Origin of the sequence: Azospirillum sp. B506, from assembly GCF_000333595.1 — a bacterium.
Taxonomy (GTDB): Bacteria; Pseudomonadota; Alphaproteobacteria; order Azospirillales; family Azospirillaceae; genus Azospirillum.
Genome location: NZ_BADK01000398.1, coordinates 1 through 20,495, shown reverse-complemented (window position 1 = coordinate 20,495; position 20,495 = coordinate 1). Strand labels below are relative to the sequence as shown.

13 protein-coding genes, 1 pseudogene and 1 other annotated feature are annotated in these 20,495 nt (G+C 65.3%); of the genes and pseudogenes, 3 read left to right on the top strand and 11 right to left on the bottom strand.

The genetic code is table 11. From position 1 onward, the window contains the following. The 5 genes from I71_RS12330 to I71_RS12310 all read right to left on the bottom strand — a co-directional run. The coding region (locus tag I71_RS12330) for an ABC transporter substrate-binding protein (protein WP_042695151.1) at positions 1-932 on the bottom strand (932 nt) is incomplete at its 3' end. Between the two features lie 101 nt (positions 933-1,033). Beyond that, positions 1,034-2,134 carry an ABC transporter ATP-binding protein gene (locus I71_RS12325; RefSeq protein ID WP_244433790.1) on the bottom strand — a complete coding sequence of 367 codons (1,101 nt, stop codon included), beginning with the start codon at positions 2,132-2,134 and terminating at the stop codon, positions 1,034-1,036. Positions 2,135-2,302: 168 nt separating this feature from the next. Further along, positions 2,303-4,813, bottom strand: a complete 2,511-nt coding sequence (locus I71_RS12320) for a CoA transferase (protein WP_042695146.1) — start codon at positions 4,811-4,813, stop codon at positions 2,303-2,305. Positions 4,814-4,898: 85 nt separating this feature from the next. Next, a complete protein-coding gene (locus tag I71_RS12315) occupies positions 4,899-6,557 on the bottom strand; it encodes a GMC family oxidoreductase (RefSeq protein ID WP_085940719.1) in 1,659 nt (552 codons plus the stop codon). Between the two features lie 17 nt (positions 6,558-6,574). Beyond that, complete coding sequence (locus I71_RS12310) at positions 6,575-8,071, bottom strand: CoA-acylating methylmalonate-semialdehyde dehydrogenase (RefSeq protein WP_042695144.1); 1,497 nt, start codon at positions 8,069-8,071, stop codon at positions 6,575-6,577. 317 nt (positions 8,072-8,388) lie between these two features. On the opposite strand from I71_RS12310, the gene I71_RS12305 reads away from it, so the two are divergent. Further along, entirely contained in the window at positions 8,389-9,306 is a 918-nt protein-coding gene (locus I71_RS12305; RefSeq protein ID WP_042695143.1) for a LysR substrate-binding domain-containing protein, read from the top strand. 156 nt (positions 9,307-9,462) lie between these two features. Here the strand turns inward: I71_RS12305 and I71_RS12300 are convergent, their stop codons facing one another. From I71_RS12300 to I71_RS12280, 5 genes are all read right to left on the bottom strand, one after another. Then, a complete protein-coding gene (locus I71_RS12300) occupies positions 9,463-10,455 on the bottom strand; it encodes an MDR family oxidoreductase (RefSeq protein WP_042695142.1) in 993 nt (330 codons plus the stop codon). Between the two features lie 48 nt (positions 10,456-10,503). Next, positions 10,504-11,151, bottom strand: a complete 648-nt coding sequence (locus I71_RS12295; RefSeq protein ID WP_199902164.1) for a TetR/AcrR family transcriptional regulator — start codon at positions 11,149-11,151, stop codon at positions 10,504-10,506. 145 nt (positions 11,152-11,296) lie between these two features. After that, positions 11,297-13,768: a trimethylamine-N-oxide reductase TorA gene (gene torA, locus I71_RS12290; RefSeq protein WP_042695141.1), complete on the bottom strand. Its 2,472-nt coding sequence runs from the start codon at positions 13,766-13,768 to the stop codon at positions 11,297-11,299. 11 nt (positions 13,769-13,779) lie between these two features. After that, positions 13,780-14,427 carry a molecular chaperone gene (locus I71_RS12285; RefSeq protein ID WP_049976069.1) on the bottom strand — a complete coding sequence of 216 codons (648 nt, stop codon included), beginning with the start codon at positions 14,425-14,427 and terminating at the stop codon, positions 13,780-13,782. Further along, entirely contained in the window at positions 14,424-16,052 is a 1,629-nt protein-coding gene (locus I71_RS12280) for a c-type cytochrome (RefSeq protein WP_042695140.1), read from the bottom strand. Before I71_RS12280 ends, I71_RS12285 begins: the two co-directional genes overlap by 4 nt. 203 nt (positions 16,053-16,255) lie before the next feature. Here I71_RS12280 and I71_RS12275 point away from each other — a divergent pair, with 203 nt between their 5' ends. Continuing rightward, entirely contained in the window at positions 16,256-18,565 is a 2,310-nt protein-coding gene (locus tag I71_RS12275) for an ATP-binding protein (protein ID WP_244433789.1), read from the top strand. Beyond that, positions 18,562-19,251 carry a response regulator transcription factor gene (locus I71_RS12270; protein WP_049976068.1) on the top strand — a complete coding sequence of 230 codons (690 nt, stop codon included), beginning with the start codon at positions 18,562-18,564 and terminating at the stop codon, positions 19,249-19,251. Before I71_RS12275 ends, I71_RS12270 begins: the two co-directional genes overlap by 4 nt. A gap of 82 nt (positions 19,252-19,333) precedes the next feature. Here the strand turns inward: I71_RS12270 and I71_RS12265 are convergent. Next, positions 19,334-20,434 (bottom strand): annotated as a pseudogene (locus tag I71_RS12265) (IS3 family transposase); the annotation flags it as partial. After that, positions 20,165-20,281: a sequence feature (AL1L pseudoknot), on the bottom strand. It overlaps the preceding pseudogene by 117 nt. Positions 20,435-20,495: the final 61 nt, after the last annotated feature.

The window sequence follows — 20,495 nt, the reverse complement described above, 5'->3', positions numbered from 1 at the left end:
AGGACCGCCTTGCTCAGATGCGCCGGGGCGTCCTGTTGGAGGGTGCCATAGGCGATGTTCTCGGACAAGCGCGCCTGGTTGTCGGCCTTGCCGGCGAAGTCCAGGAACTTGAACGCCACGTCCTTGTTCGGCGACCCCTTCAGGATGACCCAGCTGTCGAAGGTGTAGAGCGCGCCGTTCCAAACCATGCCGAAATTCTTCTTCTCGTTCTTGTTGGCGGCGTCGATGCGGCCGTTGTAGACCGAGGTCATCGTGACTTCGCCCGAAGCCAGCAGCTGCGGCGGCTGGGCGCCGGCCTTCCACCACACGATGCCGCTCTTGATGGTGTCGAGCTTCTTGAAGGCGCGGTCGACGCCGGCGTCGGTCGCCAGCAGCTTGTAGACGTCCTTAGGCGGGACACCGTCGGCCATCAGCGCGATTTCAAGTGTGGTTTTCGGACCCTGGCGCAGCGAGCGCTTGCCCGGATACTTCTTCAGATCGAAAAAATCGGCCCAGCCCTTCGGCGCGTCCTTCAACTTGTCCCTGTCGTAGCCCAGCACATAGTCATAGACGATCGCTCCGACGCCGCACGGGCTGACAGCGGCCGGCAGGTAAGCCGCCTCGCCGCCGATGCTGGAATAGTTCATCTTCTCGAACAGTCCCTCGTCGCAGCCAAGCGCCAACTCCTCGCTCTCGACTTCGATGACATCCCAGGTGACCGCGCCACCCTCAACCTTGGCGCGCAGAACGCCGATGCCGCCGTCCCAGGACTCGTCGTTCATCGGAATGCCTGTGGCCTTCTTGAACGGCTCGAAATAGACCTTCTTCTGAATGTCCTGATAGGCGCCGCCCCAGGACACGACCGTAAGATCGCGCGCCTGGGCGGCGGAGGCCAGCGCGATGCCGGCGGTGAACGTCGCAACCAACCCAAGCGTGATCGAAAGCTTCGACATCGTTCCCATCCCTTCCTGCTATGGTTATTTTGTTGGGTGACCTTGTGCGGAGCGGCGCCCCGGTGGAAAGGGGAGCCTTGACAGCGGCCGGATGCGGTCGGTCAGACCGGATCCAGCGCCCGGCAATCGTCAGGGCGGAATGCGATGGTCACGGCCTGCCCATGGGCCAGTCCGACATGGCCGCCGGGCGGCAGCTTGACCATGAACTCGTCGTTGTCGGCGACGGCCAGAATGGCAAGCGCGTGGTCGCCCAGATAGATGGCGTCCTGCACCGTGGCGGGCAGGCGGTTCATGCTCTCGTCGGCGGCGGCGTCGTCGGCCAGGATGGTCACCCGTTCCGGCCGCACCGACAGCGAGGTGCGGCTGCCGGCGCTCCCGACATTGACGGCGCGGGCGAGCACGGAACCGCCGGCGGCCAGCGCCACGCGGCACCAGCCCTGTTCGACATCCCCGACAGTTCCAGTCAACACGTTGTTCTCGCCGATGAAATTGGCGACGAAGCTGTTGACCGGACTTTCATACAGGGCGTCGGGCTTGTCGATCTGCTGCACGACGCCGTCGTTGAAGACCGCGATGCGGTCCGACATCGTCAGCGCCTCGCCCTGATCGTGCGTCACGTAGACGACGGTGATGCCCATCGTCTCGTGCAACTGCTTGATCTCAAGCTGCATGTGCTCGCGCAGCCGTTTGTCGAGCGCGCCCAGCGGCTCGTCCATCAGCACGAGTTGCGGGTTGAAGACCAGCGCGCGAGCCAGTGCCACGCGCTGCTGCTGGCCGCCGGACAACTGGCCGGGGCGGCGGTGCGCCAGAGTCTCCAGCTTGATCATGCGCAGCGCCTGATGCACCCGCTCCTTCATCTCCGCCTTGCCCACCTTGCGGACGGACAGCGGGAAGGCGACGTTCTCTTCGATCGTCATATGCGGGAACAGGGCGTAATTCTGAAAGACCATGCCGATGTCGCGCTTGTGCGGCGGCAGGTTCTTGATAGGCCGGTCGGCGAGATGGATCTCGCCGTGGGTCGGCACCTCGAAACCGGCCAGCATCATCAGCGTGGTGGTCTTGCCCGATCCCGACGGTCCAAGGAGTGTCAGGAACTCCCCCTTCCGAATGTCGAGGTCGAGTTTCTTCACCACCAAATGTTCACCGTCGTAGGTCTTCTGCACTCCGGTGAACCGTACCAGCGGCTTTGTCGCTGCAACCATCCCGCCGTCCATCTTTTCCTCCCTCAGAGATTAATGCCAACCGTCTGGGCAACAGACATTTATGGATGGCAAGATTTTTTCGGCCAGTATTGGAACGACAAAAATTCCTGTGATTTGATAATCCTATTCCCGGGATTATTCGCTCTCCTGAATACAGTTAAATATGTTTTAGCTTGGGAGATATTCTTCGCTCCAGCTATCGCTGATCGCGCCAGAAGCGATCAGAGCATTGATTTCCTCCTCGTTGTAACCGAGTTCTGTCAGAACCTGCCGGGTCGAAGCGCCATATTTTTCCGCGGGCGGCGGCATCTTGATTTCGGTGCGTACCGGGCGGACGGCATAGGTGTCGAGTTGGGTGACCGTGTGACCGCTCGGGTGATCGGTGAAGACCGAGAAGGAATAACTGCCGCGGTCGATGCCGGACGTGCCGTCGGCGATGCGGCTGGCGGTCGCCCGGATCGTTTCGATGTTTTCGAAACCGGCGACACCGATATCCGCGGCACGCAACCGTGCGATCCAGTCCTCCACGCCACGTCGCCGGAACAGCGTGGTCAGTGCCTCTGCCCGTTGTTCCGCCGGGACGGACGAGACTCCCGTCAGCCCCTCGACAGTGTCGAGACGTTCGAGATCGGCTTCGGTGGCGCTGAGCAGGAAGAGTCCGTCGGCGGCCTCATAGAAGCGCGTCAACGCATCGTAGCCGACCGTATCGCGTCCGCTCGGCTCGTCGAAGGGGCCGCGCCGGAGATAATCGTAACAGAACGGCATCTGCGCGAGCCCGCTCAGGGCCGAGAGCGATGTCCGGGCGCGCCCGACACGGCCGCTCCGCTGCTTCTGGTAAAGCGCCGCAGCGATACCCAGCGATCCGCCGAAGCCGCACATCACGTCGATGGTGCCGACATGGGCATGTTCCTCGGGCGTCTCCATCGACCCGCCGAACCGCAACATGATGCCGGTCGCCGCCTGAACGAGATCGTCGTAGCCGACATAGTCGGACCTCGGACCCGGCCGGGGGCCGCTGAAGCAATCGAGCTTGCAGAAGATCGCCTCGGGGTTCAGCGCCCGCAGCCCCTCCAGATCGAGGCCCATCGCCTGGACCTGACTGTCGGGCGCGTTCCAGACGACGACATCGACGGATTTCACCAGCCGCTCGAACAGCTCGCGTCCGCCCTTCGAGCGGATGTCGGTCAGGATGGAGCGCTTGCCGCGCATGTGCGTCATGCCGAAGATGACGGTATTCCAGCAATCGTAGAATGGCTGGGCCGGATCGAGCTTGATCACCTCGGCGCCGAAACGGGCGAGATAGGAGACCGAGTGCGGGCCGGCGATCACATTGCAAAGGTCGAGCACCCGGACGCCGTCGAGCCACCCGCGGCGGTCATTGGCATCCTTCACCGGGGGCAACGTCGTCGGCAGTGCGGCCAGAGCCTCAAGCGCGGTCTCGATTGTCACCGGACGACGGGGTGCCGGCGCCAACGCGGCTTCGCCGCTTTCTTCCAGCCAAACCATCGGACCCGGCTGGATCATCCGCCCATAGACCGGATCGTCGACCTCGATCATCAACCCGGCGGTTTCCGCATGGTCGTCGCTGATCCACTCCTGCAGCCAACGCTGCGGCGCGCCGGGGAAACGCCCCTTGCCGAAGATGCGCTCCCATTCCTTGGCGGTCCGGGTCAGGAAGACCTCCGCCATGCGGGCCGAGATCCGGTCCGCCCAGTCCTTCGGGAGCGGATAGACTCCGAGCGAGACGTCGGACTTCCACTTGGACACCGGCAGGTAGGTGTCCTCCTCCTCGGTCAGGCCTTCGGCGACGAGGGCGTCGTAAAGGCCGAGCGTCTGAAGGCAGCGCTTGGCATGGTTCTTGTGGCTTGGGCAGACGACATAGAACATCCGCCCGTCCTTGCACCGATAGCTGCGATAGAAGGGGTCGAGCAGGTTCTGCAATTCCCCATAGTCAACGTCCATCGGCAGGCCGTCGCGGCGGCGGCGCTCGATCTCCTGCTCACGTTGTGTCTTGTAGCGTTCGGGATATCCATCGATGAGGATCGAATTGTAGGTGAGACCCTCCATCACGGCGGCGGCGAGCGGCACCTCGATCTGATCGCCGAGCCCGGTCTTCTCCCGTGACTGCAATGCGAGCACGGCCGCGGATGCGGCGAGCATGGTGCCGTATGCCGATGACAGCGGCAGCGGTGAGAAGGAGGGGTTGACCCCCATCAGCACCCGGTTCAGCCCCATGTCGGTGAAGACGCCCGAACAGGCGGCGATCACGCTTTCGAAGGCGCGCCAGTCGCGGCGCAGCGCGTCGTTCGAGGCGAAGCCCGGGATCGAAACCGTGATGAGTTCGGGCCGCGTCTTGCGGAGTTCGGTGAAATCGATGCCAAGCCGCGCGAGCTTGCCGGGCCGGAAACCTTCGATGACGATGTCGGCTTCGGCGATCAGCGCCTGTGCCTGGGCAAGACCGTCGGGTGTCTTCAGATCGATGGTGACGATCAATTTGTTGCGGTGCAGCGTCGCGTTGGCGGGGTTATCCCACAGGGGGCCTCCCGGGGGATCGACATGAACCACCGTGGCGCCAAGGTCGCCAAGGATCATGGCGACCGCCGGACCGGCGATATATTGTCCGAAGTCGACCACCTTCACCCCCGTAAGCGGGAGCAGGGAACGCTGGCCCTCGGTCATGCTGTTCTCCGAAAATATGCTTGTTGGGGTCGAGCCGACCGCGAGACAGCCGGATCGCTCCAGCCGCCCTCCAGCGGTCGGGCGATCACGCGCGCAGCAACCAGCGCGACGCTTTCTCCGCGATCATCAGGGTGGGCGCGTTGGTGTTCCCGCTTGGAATGACGGGCATGATGCTTGCGTCGACGACGCGCAATCCTTCGATTCCGCGTACCCGAAGACGGGTGTCGACCACCGCGTCCGGGTCGTCCCCGCGGCCCATCTTCGCGGTTCCGACCGGATGGAAGATCGTGTTGGCGATATCGCCGGCAAGCTTGGCGAGTTCCTCGTCGGTCTGGAACTGAACTCCCGGCCTCCACTCCTCGGGCCGGTACTTCGCGAAGGCCGGTTGCGCCAGAATTTGGCGGACTTGCCGAAGGCTCAGCGCGGCAATCCTTCGGTCTTCGTCGGTCGAAAGATAGTTCGGCGCGATCATCGGCGCGTCGTCAAAGCGATGCGAGCGCAGACGCACGCTGCCGCGGCTCGTCGGGTTGAGGTTGCAGACGCTGGCCGTGATCGCCGGGAACGAATGCAACCCTTCGCCGAAGGCATCGAGGCTCAACGGTTGGACGTGATATTCGAGATTGGCGTATGGCTGATCCGGTCCGGATCGGGTAAAGGCGCCAAGCTGGCTGGGAGCCATGCTCATCGGACCCGATCGTTTCAGAAGATATTCGAGACCGATGCGGGCCTTGCCGAAAAGACTGCCGGCGAGCGTGTTCAGCGTCAGGGCACCCTGGACCTTGTAGATCGCCCGGATCTGCAGGTGATCCTGCAGATTGCGGCCGACGCCGGGTGCATCCAGAACCACATCGATCCCGTGCGCTTTCAAATGCTCGGCCGGGCCGATTCCCGAAAGCTGCAGAATCTGGGGCGAGCCGATCGCGCCGGCGGAGAGCACGACCTCCCGCCGCGCCCGCACCGCGACGGCGTCGCCACCCCGGCGCACCGTCGCGCCGACACAGCGCCGTGCCCCGTCGGGCGTCGTCTCGAAGATCAGCCGCTCCACCTGGGATTCGGTCCAGATCGTCAGGTTCGGCCGGTTCTTGACCGGGCGCAGGAATCCCTTGGCGGCGCTCCAGCGCCAACCGGCTTTCTGGTTGACTTCGAAATAGCCGACCCCCGCATTATCACCCGAGTTGAAATCCTCGGTACGCTCGAACCCCGCCTCGACCATGGCCGCCGCGACATCGTCCAGGATCTCCCAGCGCAGGCGCTGCTTCTCGACCCGCAGTTCGCCGCCATGTCCGTGCAGGTCGGAGAAGCGGCCGTTGCCACGGGTTGCGGGATCGGCGCCGTCGTCGCGCCTGTAATGATCCTCATGCGCCATGAAGTCGGGCAAGGAATTTGCCCAGTTCCAGGCGTCGTCACCGGTCAGTTCCGCCCAGCCGTCATAGTCGCGGGCCTGGCCACGCATGTAGATCATGCCGTTGATCGACGAGCAGCCCCCGAGCGTCTTACCGCGGGGATAGCGCAACGTGCGGCCGTTCAGCCCTGTGTCCGGCTCGGTCTGGTAAAGCCAGTCGGTCCGGGGATTGCCGATGCAGTAGAGATAGCCGACGGGGATGTGGATCCATGGATAGGTATCGGGCTTCCCCGCCTCTAGAAGCAGGACCCGCTGCGACGGGTCCTTGCTCAGACGATTGGCGAGCAGGCAACCGGCCGAACCGGCACCTATAACGATGTAATCGAAGGGATCGCGTGGCATGACAGTGGCCCCATCGATCAGCGTGCAACCGGAATCGCGAACTCGGCGCCCTTCGAGATGCTCTCGGGCCAGCGCTGCATGATCGACTTCTGCTTGGTGTAGAAACGGACACCTTCCTCACCATAGGCATGCATGTCGCCGAACAGGCTCTTCTTCCAGCCGCCGAAGCCATGCCAGGCCATCGGCACCGGAATCGGCACATTGATGCCGACCATGCCGACCTGGATTTTGCGGCCGAACTCGCGCGCGGCATTGCCGTCACGGGTGAACAGGCTGACGCCGTTGCCGAACTCATGCGCGTTGATGAGATCGACGCCTTCGGCAAAATCCTTGACGCGGACGCAGGCCAGGACCGGGCCGAAAATTTCCTCGCGATAGATCGTCATTTCGGGAGTGACGTGATCGAACAGCGTGCCGCCCAGCCAGAAGCCGGCATCATGGCCCGGAACCGAATGACCGCGACCGTCGACGATCAATTCCGCTCCTTCCGCGACCCCCTTCTCGATATAGCCGGCGATGCGGTCGCGTGCGGCGCCCGTCACGATCGGCCCCATCTCGGCGTCGAGTTCCAGGCCGTTCTTGATCTTCAGGTCGCGTGCGCGTTCCGCCAGCATCGGAATGATCCTGTCGCCGACATCGCCGACCAGCGTCGCGACCGAGATCGCCATGCAACGCTCGCCAGCGGACCCGTAGGCAGCGCCGACCAGCGCATCGACCGCTTTCTCAAGGTCGGCGTCGGGCATGACCAGCATGTGGTTCTTGGCGCCGCCGAGCGCCTGCACGCGCTTGCCGTGGCGGGCGCCGGTCTCGTAGATGTAGTTGGCGATCGGCGTCGAGCCGACGAACGAGACGGCCTGAACGTCCGGATGCACGAGCAGCGCATCGACCGCGGCCTTGTCTCCCTGCACGACGTTGAACACGCCGTCCGGGAAGCCGGCCTCCTTCATCAGCTCCGCATACAGCAGCGACGGGGTCGGATCGGTCGGCGACGGCTTCAGGACGAAGGTGTTGCCGGCGGCGATCGCCACCGGGAACATCCACATCGGCACCATGACGGGGAAATTGAAGGGCGTGATGCCTGCAACCACGCCAAGCGGCTGGCGCAGCGTCCAGTTGTCGATTCCGGTGGAGACCTGATCGGTGAAATCGCCCTTCAGAAGCTGGGGGATGCCACAAGCGAACTCGACGATGTCGATACCGCGCTCCACCTCGCCGCGCGCGTCGGTGAAGACCTTGCCGTGCTCGGCGGTGATCGCGCGGGCCAAAGCGTCCTTATGCTCGTTGAGCAAGCCGAGGAAGCGGTTCATGAGACGCGCACGCCGGATCGGCGGCATTTCGGCCCAGGCCGGGAATGCCGCACGGGCCGAGGCGACGGCCCTGTCGACTTCTGCCCCGTTGGCAAGGGCCACGCGGCCGGTGACTGCGCCGGTCGCAGGGTTGAAGACGTCCTGAGTGCGTCCGCTCTCTCCGCTGACGCGCGCACCTTGTATATAGTGTCCGATTTCGCTAATCATAACGTTTCCTCTAGTCTTGATTGGGGTTTGCGCAGCTCTGCATAATGCTATTATTTTCAAATCAGATCGCAATTTGACCGAAAAATGCGAATTCTGTTTTGTTGTTGTATTTTTATTTTTGCAGAATTATTCTGGCACGAATTGTTTTTTGTCTTTGCCAGATTAATTATTCTTCTCAGTGAAGATGTTGTCGTTATTTTGCATTGATTTTGATGGCCCAACAGAGGGATAAAATTCATGGTGCCATTAGTTTTTTCGATGATGCCCGCCATCCTGCGGGCCATGGCAGGTGGTGAACCGCGGAGGAGCGGCGCGCGATGAATGACCTACCCCCGATGAAATCGATCCGCGTTTTCGAGGCATGCATACGCCTTGGGAATTTCACCCGGGCCGCCAGGGAACTGAACGTCGGTCAGCCGGCCATAAGCCACCAGATTCATTCGCTCGAACAGGATCTCGGGATCAAACTGTTCGAACGGCGCGGCTCGATCGCCATCCCGACGGCCGAGGCGATGACCTACTATCGCACGATCGCCAGCAGTCTGGCCGACATGGCCAGAGCAAGCGTGGCGATCAGAAAAAAGGCGCGCGAGCGCGGGCTGACGCTGGCGACCTATCCCGGCATCGCGATGTTCTGGCTCCTGCCGCGACTGTCCAGGGTCAGGCAGCTGAATCGGGAGCTGGCCATCCGGGTCACGACGGCGGAACGGGACCGGGATATCCCGCTGGACGAGGTCGATTGCGCCATTCTTTTCGGCGACGGCAATTGGCCGGGCTATAGAAGCCATCTGCTTTTCAGGGAGGTGGTGGTGCCGGTTGCCGCGCCGGCCGTCGCCGCAAGATTGGAGGGGGCTTCACGGGCGGATATCCTGACCAAGGGACCGCTCATCCATCTTGAGGATCACGAGCAACGATGGTTCAGCTGGTCGGACTGGCGCAATCGCCGGTCACCGGAAACACGCGATATCGATTCCGGCATCACGGTCACCAACCATGGAATTGCGATCCATCAGGCTCTGATGGGGCACGGCGTCGCCCTGGGATGGAAGGGCGTGATCGACGAAATGACGGAAAACCGGCTTCTTCTGGTGCTTGACCCGGAACCGATGGCTTCCGAACGCGGCTATTATTTGGTCACATCGGAAGATTTTCTGGAAACCCGCATCGGGACGCTGGTGTTTCAATCGCTCTGTCGTGATGGCGATACGCCATCGGGAGCGAGGAACGGCTCCTGACTCCGTCTTCATCTTCCAGGCTATCAGGTCATCGCTGGAGTGATCTTGCCCCCAAATGGATGTTCATCACTTTCGGGCGGGAGGTGCCCGGTGCCCGCCCGCAACACCTCCCGCCATGGCGGAACGGAAGAACCGTTCAGCGCAGTGACGCGGCAGTTACGCGAGTGTGGGAGAAACCGCGACGGTGACGCGGCCACGGACCTGACCGTCGAGCAGGCTGGCGGCGGTGGGAATCACATCGGACAAGGCGATTTCCCTCGTCAGGCCATCCAGCTTGGCCGGATCGAGGTCATCGGCCAGGCGGCGCCAGGCCTCGATCCGCAACTCCCTGGGGCACATGACGCTGTCGACACCGGCCAGGGTCACGCCGCGCAGGATGAAGGGCGCCACGGTGGTGGGCAGCGACATGCCGCCGGCCAGACCGCAGGCGGCCACCGTGCCGCGATATTTCATCGCTGCGCAGACATTCGCGAGAATCTGGCCGCCACTGACATCCACGGCGCCGGCCCAACGTTCCTTGGCAAGCGGCTTGCCGGGGTCCTGGAACTGCTTGCGCTCAAGCACCTCCTTGGCGCCCAGCGCCTTGAGGTAACCCGCCTCTTCCGGGCGGCCGGTGACGGCCACCACCTCGTAGCCGAGCTTCGACAGCAGGGCGACGGCGACGCTGCCGACCCCGCCGGCGGCGCCGGTGACCAGAACCTCCCCCTTGTCCGGCGTGACGTCATGCCGTTCGAGCGCCATGACGCAGAGCATGGCCGTATAGCCCGCCGTCCCGATCGCCATCGCCTGACGGAGCGTGAACGGGCTTTGCAGCGGAACCAGCCAGTCGCCGTTGACGCGCGCCTTTTCGGCAAGGCCGCCCCAGTGCTGCTCGCCGACACCCCAGCCGTTGAGGACGACCTTGTCGCCGGCCTTGTAGGCGGGGTGTGCGGAATGCTCCACGACGCCCGCGAAGTCGATGCCCGGGACCATGGGATAGCTGCGGACCACCGGTGCCTTCCCGGTGATCGCCAGAGCATCCTTGTAGTTCAGCGTCGAATGGGCGACGCGGACGGTCACGTCGCCCGCCGGCAGGCGGTCGTCATCGACGGTGGTCAGGCCGGCGCGGACGTCCGTGCCGTCCTTCTCGATCAAGATGGCTTGAAACATTGAACCCTCCTACGGGTTGGGTGCGGGTGGCGTCCGGAGACGCCTGGTCTATGCCTGAAGATGCAAGGCCGTGAAGAAGCCGCGGGAAAAGGCGTCGAGAGGGGCGGGGCTTCGTTCCAGCTTTGCCCGCAGCACGGCACCCTCCCAGCCGATCCAGAAGAACTCGGCCAGGTGATCGCAATCCAGATCGGTCCCGATTTGTCCGTCCGCCTGCGCCGCCCGCAGACAGCTGGATGTGCGGGCCTGCCAATCTAGAAAGACGAGATGCAGCTTTTCACGGAACGGCTCGGGAAGCGTGCCCATTTCCTGGCCGAGATTGCCGACCAGGCATCCACGGCGGAAGTCGAACCGCGCCATGCCCGCCTTGGCATCCTCGACGAAATCGCGCAGACGCTGCAACGGAGGACGGGATTCATCCAGGAACCAGCGGTCCAGCTTCCGCGCGAAGTATTCCGCATAGGCAGCGATCAGCGTACTGCCGAACTCTTCCTTGCTGCCAAAGTAATAATAGAACGATCCCTTCGGCACGCCCGCCGATGCCAGGATTTCCTCGATGCCGACGGCGGAAAATCCCTTTTCCGTGAGTATGGCGACACCGGTCCTGACCAGCCTCTCCCTGGTGTCCAGATAGGCGCCGTCCTGCTTCGGCGGGCGCCCCCGTCGGCGAGGCTTCAGAGATGGGTCGGTCATGCTCATGGCGGTATTTATAGACCGGTCGTCTATAAAAATAAAGCGCCAATTCCAGGCGGTGTGCGGCGCCGCCGTTCCATCGCGCGGTGCCGGCGCGACCGAGCCGATGCGATGGCAAGGCCGTCCATCACATCGGCTCCTGCCCCGCTTCTCACGCCGGCTGGCTGAAGACCATAACGGGCGGCAGGCTTCCTTTGAACCGCTCCACCTCGGCAACCCCGGTGTGCCCGCAGTTGCCTTGGGCAAGCTTCGAGGTCGACAGCCCGGTCGTCAGATTGTTGACGTCCCCGTACCGGCACAGGCTGCCGATTTCCCGGGCGTTCGCCGGATCGAACCAGCCCCCCTCGTTGATGCGGATCACGCCGCGGCAGATGTCGTCGGTGATCTTCAAACCGGCGAGGATCTGGCCGCGGTCGTTGAAGACACGGACCACATCGCCGTCCGACAACCCGCGTGCCCGCGCGTCCTCCGGATGCATCCAGCAGGGCTCCCGGCCGGCAATGGCGTAGCTCTGCCGGTTGACGGTCCCGCAGAGCTGGGAGTGGAGACGCATCTGCGGGTGGTTGGCGGCGACATGCAGGGGATAGCGGGTCGACGGCCCGCCCAGCCGTTCCACCGGCTCCATCCAGGTCGCATGCGGCGGACAGTCGTCATAGCCGTACTTCTCGATGGCCGCCGAATACAGCTCGAACTTGCCCGACGCCGTCCCCAGCGCATTGAGCAGGGGATCGGCGCGGAAATCGGCGTGGCGGACGAAATCGGCCTGCTCCTTGCCGAGCGGGAATTCCAGCGGCTTGTTGCTGTCCCAGAAGACGTCGAAGACCGGCATCTCCATGCCCTTGGCGCGCGATTCGATCTTGGCCGATTCGTAGATGCCGCGGATCCAGTCCATCTCGCTGAGGCCCTGGGTGAAGGCGTAGCCCTTGCCCAGCTTGTCGGCGATGGCGGCAAAGATGTCGAAGTCGCTGCGCGCCTCGAAGACCGGATCGACGATCTTCTTCATCGGGACGATGTGGCTCAGGGCGTAATCCCCGACCTGTTCGATGTCGTTGCGCTCGTAGGAGGTCGTCGCCGGCAGCACGATGTCGGCATGGCGGGCCGACGCGGTCCACTGCGCATCCTGCACGATGAAGGTGTCGAGCTGGCGCCACGCGCGCAGCATCTCGTTGCGGTCCTGCTGGTGGGAGAACGGGTTGCCGCCGGCCCAGTAGGCGAGCTTGATCAGCGGAAGCGTGATCTCATGCCCGTTGAACTGCATCGTCCTGCCGGGGTTCAGCAGGGTCTCGACCAGGCGCGAGACCGGGATCGACACCGCTCCGCTCTGCGCCAGCCAGGCCGCCCCGTCGCTCGCCTGACCGGAGGCGTCGTCGATCGCCTTGAGGATCGGCGTGGTATGGGTCGGCGCCCCGCCCGAGGCATAGTGATAGCTGAGGCCGTAACCGCCGCCCGGCAGGCCGATCTGCCCCAGCATGGCGGCAAGCGTGATCAGCATCCAATGGATCTGTTCGCCATGATGCTGGCGCTGCGTCGAATAGCCGAGCGCCAGCATGGTCCGCTTGGCGGCGAAGCGGCGGGCCAGATCGCGCAGCGTCTCGGCGGGCAGGCCGCAGATGCCGGCGGCCCAGTCGGCGCTCTTCGGCGTCCCGTCGGTCTTGCCCAGCAGATAGGGCAGGAACTTGTCGAAGCCGCTGGTGTAGCGGTCGAGGAAGTCCTGGTTGTGCAGCTTCTCGGTGTAGAGGGTGTGGGCGATGCCGAGCATCATCGCCACGTCGGTCTGCGGACGCGGGGCCAGCCACTCGCCGTTCAGCTCCTTGCACGTCTCGGTGCGGACCGGGTCGATGCAGAGGACCTTCGTCTTGGCCGCCTTCATCATGGCGATGCCGGGCCAGGCGCCATGGTCGGCAACCTGCCAGGAGATCTGCGAGTTGTTGAGCGGGTTGCAGCCCCAGAACACCATCAGCTCGCAATGTTCGGCGAGGTTCTTCCAGGTGGTGCACTGCTCATACACCTCGATGGAGCCGGACACATAGGGCAGGATCACCTGCGCCGCACCGGTTGAATAGTCGCCGGTGCTGTTGGTGTAGCTGCCGGTGAGGTTCAGCATGCGGCGCAGCAGCGTCTGGCAATTGTGCAGCTTGCCGGGGCTTTTCCAACCATAGGAGCCGGCGAACACCGCCTGCTGCCCGTATTTGGCCCGAACGCGGGTGATCTCGCCGGCGACCAGCTCGATGGCCTTGTCCCAGCTCACGCGGACGAAATCGCCGCTGCCGCGCCCGTCCGGATCGGCGCCGGGTCCCTGCTCCAGCCAGGCGCGGCGCACCATGGGATAGCGGATCCGCGATTCCGAATAGATCGAATCCATCACGCCGGGAAGCTGTGGCGACGGCGAGGGATCGCCTTCCCACGGGATGAATTCGGTCACCCGGCCGTCCGCGACCTTGCCGTAGAAGACGCCCCAGTGGCAGCCGGACAGAATCTTCCTGGGCGCCGCCTGTGCGATCGCGCCGCGGGCGAGCAGCGGCAGGCTGGAGAATCCCAATGCCGCGGCAACGGATCCCTTGAGGAAGGCCCGTTTGGAAAGCAGCGGACCGCCGGTCATCGTCAAGCTCTTCGTCGTGTTCATGGTCTGACCTTTCAGATCGCTGCGGTCGCGCGGCCACCATCGACCGTCGCGGAGCCATCCGCGATCCGGTCGAGCAGCGAGAGCAGGAAGCGCGCGAGATTGCCGTAATAGCCGAGGCCGTCGGCCCTGATGAGCGCTGCGGCGAAGCGGCCGGTCCAGACCAGCATCTGGTCCGTCAGGTCGGCCACCGCCGCGGTCCGCCGCTGCCGCATCGCCTCGGCCAGCGCCGCCAGCTGGATCGCCAGATGGTCGGGCGGCTCGGCACAATCCGCCTGGACATGCAGGTCGAGGTCACGCAGGACCGCGCGCATGCGGTCGACGGCCGGGCCGCAGAGACGGCCGGTGCCGTCCCACAGGCTGGCATAGGGCGGAACGGAACGCTGGCGGAAGATGCCCTCGAACAGGGCCGTGTGCCGCCGCTGAACCGCCAGGGTCACGTCCGCCGCCGAACCGGCGGCGAGCAGCTGGCAGAGGGCATCCGCCGCGGCGGGCTGTCCGAGACAATCGCCGATCCGGCGCAGGGCGATCTGCCCCGGCATGCTGCGCGCCGCCTCGACCTGTTGGACGTCCGGTGGGGACAGGAACTGCTGCGCCAGCCATTCGGCGACGAAGACGAGATCCTGTTCTTCGGGGACGGCATCCATCGGATCGCGGCTCATTTCGCCTTCTCCTTGCCGTCCGGATGCAGATCCTTGGAGTGGTTCTGCAGGTAGGCGAGGATCAGCCGGTACTGGTCGTCGTTGAAGGAGGTGAAGCGCTTCATCGCCTTCAGCGTTCCGATCCACTGGTTGGCGGTGAAATGCTGTTTTTCCGGCAGCACATGGCAGGCGGAGCAGGCCTTCTGGAAGGTCGCCTGGCTGTAGTCCCACAGCGCCTTGCGGTCGGCGTTCAGATTGGCCGCGTTGGACCAGAGGGTGACCTCGACGGGGATCCAGGACTGGCCGGTGTCGGCGTCGGTCTCCGGCTTGCCCCGCGTCACGGCCGTGGCGGCCGCCTGGTCGAGCACCGCGAGCATCACGCGATGACCCTTGGACTGATAGACGACGGACGGCGCGCCCTCCATCTGCCAGCCCTTCAACACCAGTTGCAACTTTTCGGCGCTGCGGGCGGCGACATGCACCGGGGCGCCGCCCAGCAGCTTGCCCTGTTCCGGGACCGATCCGCCGACGCCGGCCTGTTCGAGCCACACCGGCTTGGTCGCCACCACCCAGGCGTCGCCGCCCTGGGCGATGGCCTGATCCGGCGAGGTCGGCAGCGTCGGCGTAACGGCGACGGCGTTGCGGAGCATGACCAGCTTGTCGGTCCGGTTGGGTTCCGGCATGCCGGGCGCCGGCTTGTGCACGGCGGGAACATGTTTCAGATAGACGGCCATCGCCTGGATGTCCTCGCGCGGAAGCTGCGAGGTGTTCTTGACGACCTCTGCCATGTCGCCCCCCGCCGCGCGGCCGATCGGGCTGACGCCGGTGTGCAGGTAATTGGCGATGGCGTTGGCCGACCAGAAGCCGATCCCGGTCTCGTCGGGGGAGATGTTGGGGAAGTAATCGACGCCGTCGGGGGCCGGGCCGCCGCCGAAGCGCTGGCTGGCGATGACGTTGCCCATCAGGCCGCGCGACGAATGGCATTCGGCGCAATGGCCCGGCCCCTCCACCAGATATTCGCCACGCCGGTATTGGGCGGCGTCGACACCGGCGGGAACCGGGCTTTCCTCGCCGCGTTTGCCGTCGAGGAAGGCCAGACGCCAGACGCCGACGCCGCGGCGCATGGCATAGGGGAACTTCAGCTCGTGGTCCGGAACCTTGTTGTCGACCGGCTTCAGGCTGCGCAGATAGGCATAGAGGTCGCGGACATCGGTGCCGCTCAGCCGCTGGTAGGAGGTGTAGGGGAAGGCCGGGTAGAGATTCCGTCCGTCCGGCCAGACCCCACCGGGGCCGACGCCTTCCCGCAGGGCGCGGTCGAACTGGGCCAGCGTCCAGCCGCCGATGCCGGTCTGCGGATCGGGCGAGATGTTGGGCATGTGGAACACGCCGAACTGCGTGTCGAGCGCCCAGCCGCCGCCCAGGACGGTGTCGTCCTCCTGGCCGGGGGTCTTGTGGCAGGTCGCGCAGTCGGAGGCGACGAAGACCTTGCGGCCGTTGGCAAGGTCGGCGCCCGCGGCGTCCGGCAGAGTCCGGCCCGGATGGGTGGCGGACCAGGTCCAGGGCGAGGTCAGCACCACGAAGCCCAGCACGCCCAGCAGCGCCGCGCCCCCGGTGAGACGGTAAAGGGTCTTGCGATGAAGAGCCATGTTGCGTGCTTCCTTCGAATGATACCGACCGAATGGAGGCAGCGTAGCGGCGGCGGCCGCGCCATAGGCGTCACGCCTGTGAGCAAGATGTAAACGCGATGTAAACGACGAGGCCCTTTACACCGGCCGCACCGGCCGTAATCTGGCCGTCCGGAGTCCGGGGGCGGGACCTCGGCGGTGCAATGACGGAAGGATGGGGGCGGATGACGCGGCGGGCCGAATGGTTGACCGACGCCCTTCGGGCCGAATGCGGCGCGCTGGTCGACGAGGGCATCCGGCTGGCCAAGCAGAAGGGCTATGCCGACCAGACCAGCTCCATGCGGGCGGCCTGGACCGAGGCCACCGTCGCGCTCAACGAGAGCCTCGCCGCCTATCTGTCCGACCCTCTGCGCCGGGATGGGCACAGCGGTCACAACAATTATCGCACCGACCCGCGTTTCGACAGGCTCCGCCACATCGCGCAGACGCACCACGACGCCGGGATCCCGCTGGAACTCAACAACGGCTTGCTCAAGCTGTACCGGCGCGCCTATCGCAACCGGCTGGGCGACCTGCCGGACGGTGCGCGGGAGTTCGGCTGCGGCGACGCCTTCCGGGCGAGGCTCGACGATTTTTTCGACGAGGTCGAACTGGCGATGCTGGTTCCCTGGGCGGTGACCGCGCCGCAGGAGGAAGTGTTGAGCGACAGCCTGCGGCGGCTGACGCGCGAGCGTGACCAGTATTTCGCGGCGCTGGAAAGCCTGCGCAACCCGGTGTTCATCCTGGACGAGGACAGCCGGCTGCTGACCGCCAACCGGGCGGCGCTGCAATTCTTCCTCGACATGCCGGAGGCCGGCGCGCTGACCTACCGTCTGGCCCTGCAACCGCACCGCAGCGAACTCCAGGCGGTGGTGGACCAGATCGTCGCCACGCCGGGCACGGAGTGGAATTCGATCTGGATGCAGACCCGCCAGGGCAGCCGCTGTTTCGACATCCGCCTGCGGTCGGTCGAGGATACCGTCCACAAGCTGCGGCCCTGGCAGATCATGCTGCTGCACGACGTGACCGAGCATCATCAGGCGATTCTCAGGGCGCGCGAGGCGGAACGCACCATGTCGCTGTTCCTGGCGGCGATGTCCCATGAAATCCGCGCGCCGCTCCACAGCGTCCTGGGGGCCGCAGGCCTGATGAAGGGGGCCAGCCCGGACAAGCAGGAGGAACTGGTCGAGCTTCTGGACATCGCGGCCCGGTCGCTGAACACGACCCTTGAGAATGTGCTCAGCTTCTCGCGTTTCGAGCATCAGGCGCCGCAGCCGCGTCCGGTCGCGCTGTGCCTGCGCGAGGCGCTGGGCGATCTGGTGCGGATCAAGGACATTCCTGCCCGTCAGCTTGGCGTGCCCTTGAGCCTGGAGATGGCGCCGGGCCTGCCGGAGCATGTCCGGCTGGACTGGTCGATGACCCAGCAGGTTCTGGGCAACCTGATCCAGAACGCCCTGCGCCATGACGACGGCCGTGGGGTGCGGATCGGCCTGCGGGCAGAAGACGGCATGCTGGTCTTCCGGGTCGCCGACCATGGGCCGGGCATGCCCGAGGAAATCCGCGAGATGCTGGCGCAAGCTCCCGTCGGGCTGCGGCCGCGGACGACGGGTCGCAACGGGTCCGGCCTGGGCCTCGCCATCGCACAGCGCATGACGTTGGCGCTGGGAGGCGGCATCGCCGTCCTCGACCCCGGGGAAGGGGCCGTCGTCGAGGTGCGCCTGCCGCTGGTCGCGGCATCCCCGGCCGAGCCGCCGGCCCGGCAGAGCATGCCGGACGACCGCTTCCACCAGAACTGCCTCATGGTCGACGACGACCCGATCAACGCCCAGGTCACCGCCGCCATGCTAGAGCGCATGGGGCTGTCGGTGGACCACGCCCAGACCCTGGAACAGGCCCATGCCCTGTTGGTTGCGGCACCGGACGCCTACGGCGTCTTCCTGCTCGATTACCGGTTGCCGGACGGCACCGGACCGGACTTCGCCCGCGAGATCCGTCGCAATCCGGCTTTGGCGGATGCCTCGATCGTCCTGTTGAGCGCCAACGCCGATTGGGTCCGCGCCTCGCCTGCCGACGCCGGACTGTTCCAGGCCATCCTGGAAAAGCCGCTGGACGCCACCGCGCTGGGCAAGGCCATCCGCGGCAAGGCGGCGCGACCGGCGGTGGGGGCGGGCGGCCTGCTCGACGGCCTGTCGCCCACCGCTCGGCGGCGGATGGCGGAAGCGTTCACCCGCGGCTGGACGGAGTTCCGTACGATGCTGGAGGTCGCCGACCCGGCGGATCGGGATGCCGCCCTCGCCGCGCTGGCCCACAAGCTGGCGAGCGGAGCCGCGACCTTCGGCCTGGACGGCATCGCCGACCGGCTGCGCCGGATCGAAGCGGCACATGAGGATGGAACCGTCGATGCGGCGGCGCGGGCCAGGGAGCATACGGCCCTGCTCGCATGCTCCCTGCCGCCGGATTGGCGGAACCGCTTCGTAGAGGATTCCTCAGCGTGACCGAGGCCGCCGACATCCTTCTCGTCGACGACGACGTCCTGATCCAACTGATGGTCGAGGATGTGGTCACCCAGATGGGGCATCGCTTCCATTGCGCCGCCGACGGCGCCCAGGCACGGGCCGCGCTGAAGCGGCAGCGGTTCGATCTGGTGATCCTGGACCGCCGCTTGCCGGACACCGACGGACTCCTGCTCGCCCAGACCATCCAGGCCGAAGCCAGGGCACCCTTCATCGTGCTGTCCAGCCTGTCGGCCTCGCACGACCAGCTGCTCGGCCTGGGGCTGGGCGCCCTCGACTACATCTGCAAGCCGGTGGAGCCGGCCTTGCTGCGGGCGCGCATCGCCAAGCACATCGATGCACCGCGCGAAGCGCACGAGGACAGGGTCTTGACCGTCGGCAAGGCCGTCCAGCTCAACACCCAGACCCGGCGGCTGTCGGTCGGCGGACGGACCGAGGTGCTGTCCCCGGCCGAAAGCCGGCTGCTCGTCCATCTGATCCACACGCTTGACCGGCCGTCGGACCGGCTGGAGATCAGCAAGGCGATCTGCGGACGGGAGTGGGTGTATGGTGACCGCACCGCCGACGTGTTGGTGTCGCGCCTTCGCCGTCGGCTTGCCGGAAGCGAGGCGGAGATCGTAACCGTCCATGGGCTCGGGTATCTGCTGACCGCCAAGCCGGAAGCGTAGGGCCGTGACTGTTCTCAGGAGAATGCACGGAAATCGCGTGAAGTGAACCGTCCCGGGTTTCCTGGAGGCCATTTGTGTTGAGTCACGCCGCCATGGCGACGTCCTCGACTTGAGCATAGTAGCGTGCTTCGGCCTCGGCGGGAGGTATATTGCCGATGGGTTCGAGGAGGCGGCGGTGATTGAACCAGTCGACCCATTCCAGGGTTGCGAACTCGACGGCCTCCAGGGTGTGCCATGGTCCCCGGCGGCGGATCACCTCGGTCTTGTAGAGGCCATTGATGGTCTCGGCCAAGGCGTTGTCGTAGGAATCGCCGACGCTGCCCACGGAGGGCTCGACGCCGGCTTCGGTGAGACGCTCGGTGTAGCGGATCGCAACGTATTGCGATCCGCTATCGGAGTGATGGATGAGGCCACTGCCCTTGGCAGGCCGGCGGTCGTGAAGTGCCTGTTCGAGCGCATCCAGAACGAAGCCGGCATGGGCTGTGCTGGACACCCGCCAGCCGACGATGCGGCGCGCGAAGGCGTCGATGACGAAGGCTACGTAGACGAAGCCCTGCCATGTCGATACGTACGTGAAATCAGCCAACCACAAGGCGTTCGGACGCGGCGCCTGGAACTGCCGGTTCACCCGGTCAGCAGAGCACGGCGCCGCCCGGTCGCTGATCGTGGTGCGCACCGCCTTGCCGCGCGTTGCCCCCTTCAGGCCCATCTGGCGCATTAGCCGGGCCACCGTGCAGCGTGCCACGTCGATGCCCTCCCGCCCCAACTGCCGCCAGACCTTGCGTACCCCATAGACCTGGAAGTTCGCGTCCCAGACCCGCCGGATAGCCCCACTCAGCTCGGCGTCGCTTCGCGAGCGGGCCGGCGCCTTGGACGGATCGGCCTGTCGGGCGGCATGGGCGTAATAGGTGGACGGGGCGATCGGCAGCACTCGGCAGATCGGCTCGACCCCGTGAACGGCGCGGTGCGCGTCGATGAAGGCGATCATTTTCGGAACGGGCGGTCGAGCTCCGCCTGGGCGAAATACGCCGACGCCTTGCGTAGGATCTCGTTCGCTTGGCGCAGCTCCCGCACCTCACGTTCCAGCGCCTTGATCCGCTCCTGCTCATCCGTCGTCGGGGCAGGCCCGCTTGCCTTGGTCGCGCTCAGCCTGGCGGACCCAGCCCCGCAACTTCTCCGCTGTTCAGCCGATCTTCCCGCCATCGAACCGATCCCCCCCACTGCAAGGCTGGTCCCCCTCGTGT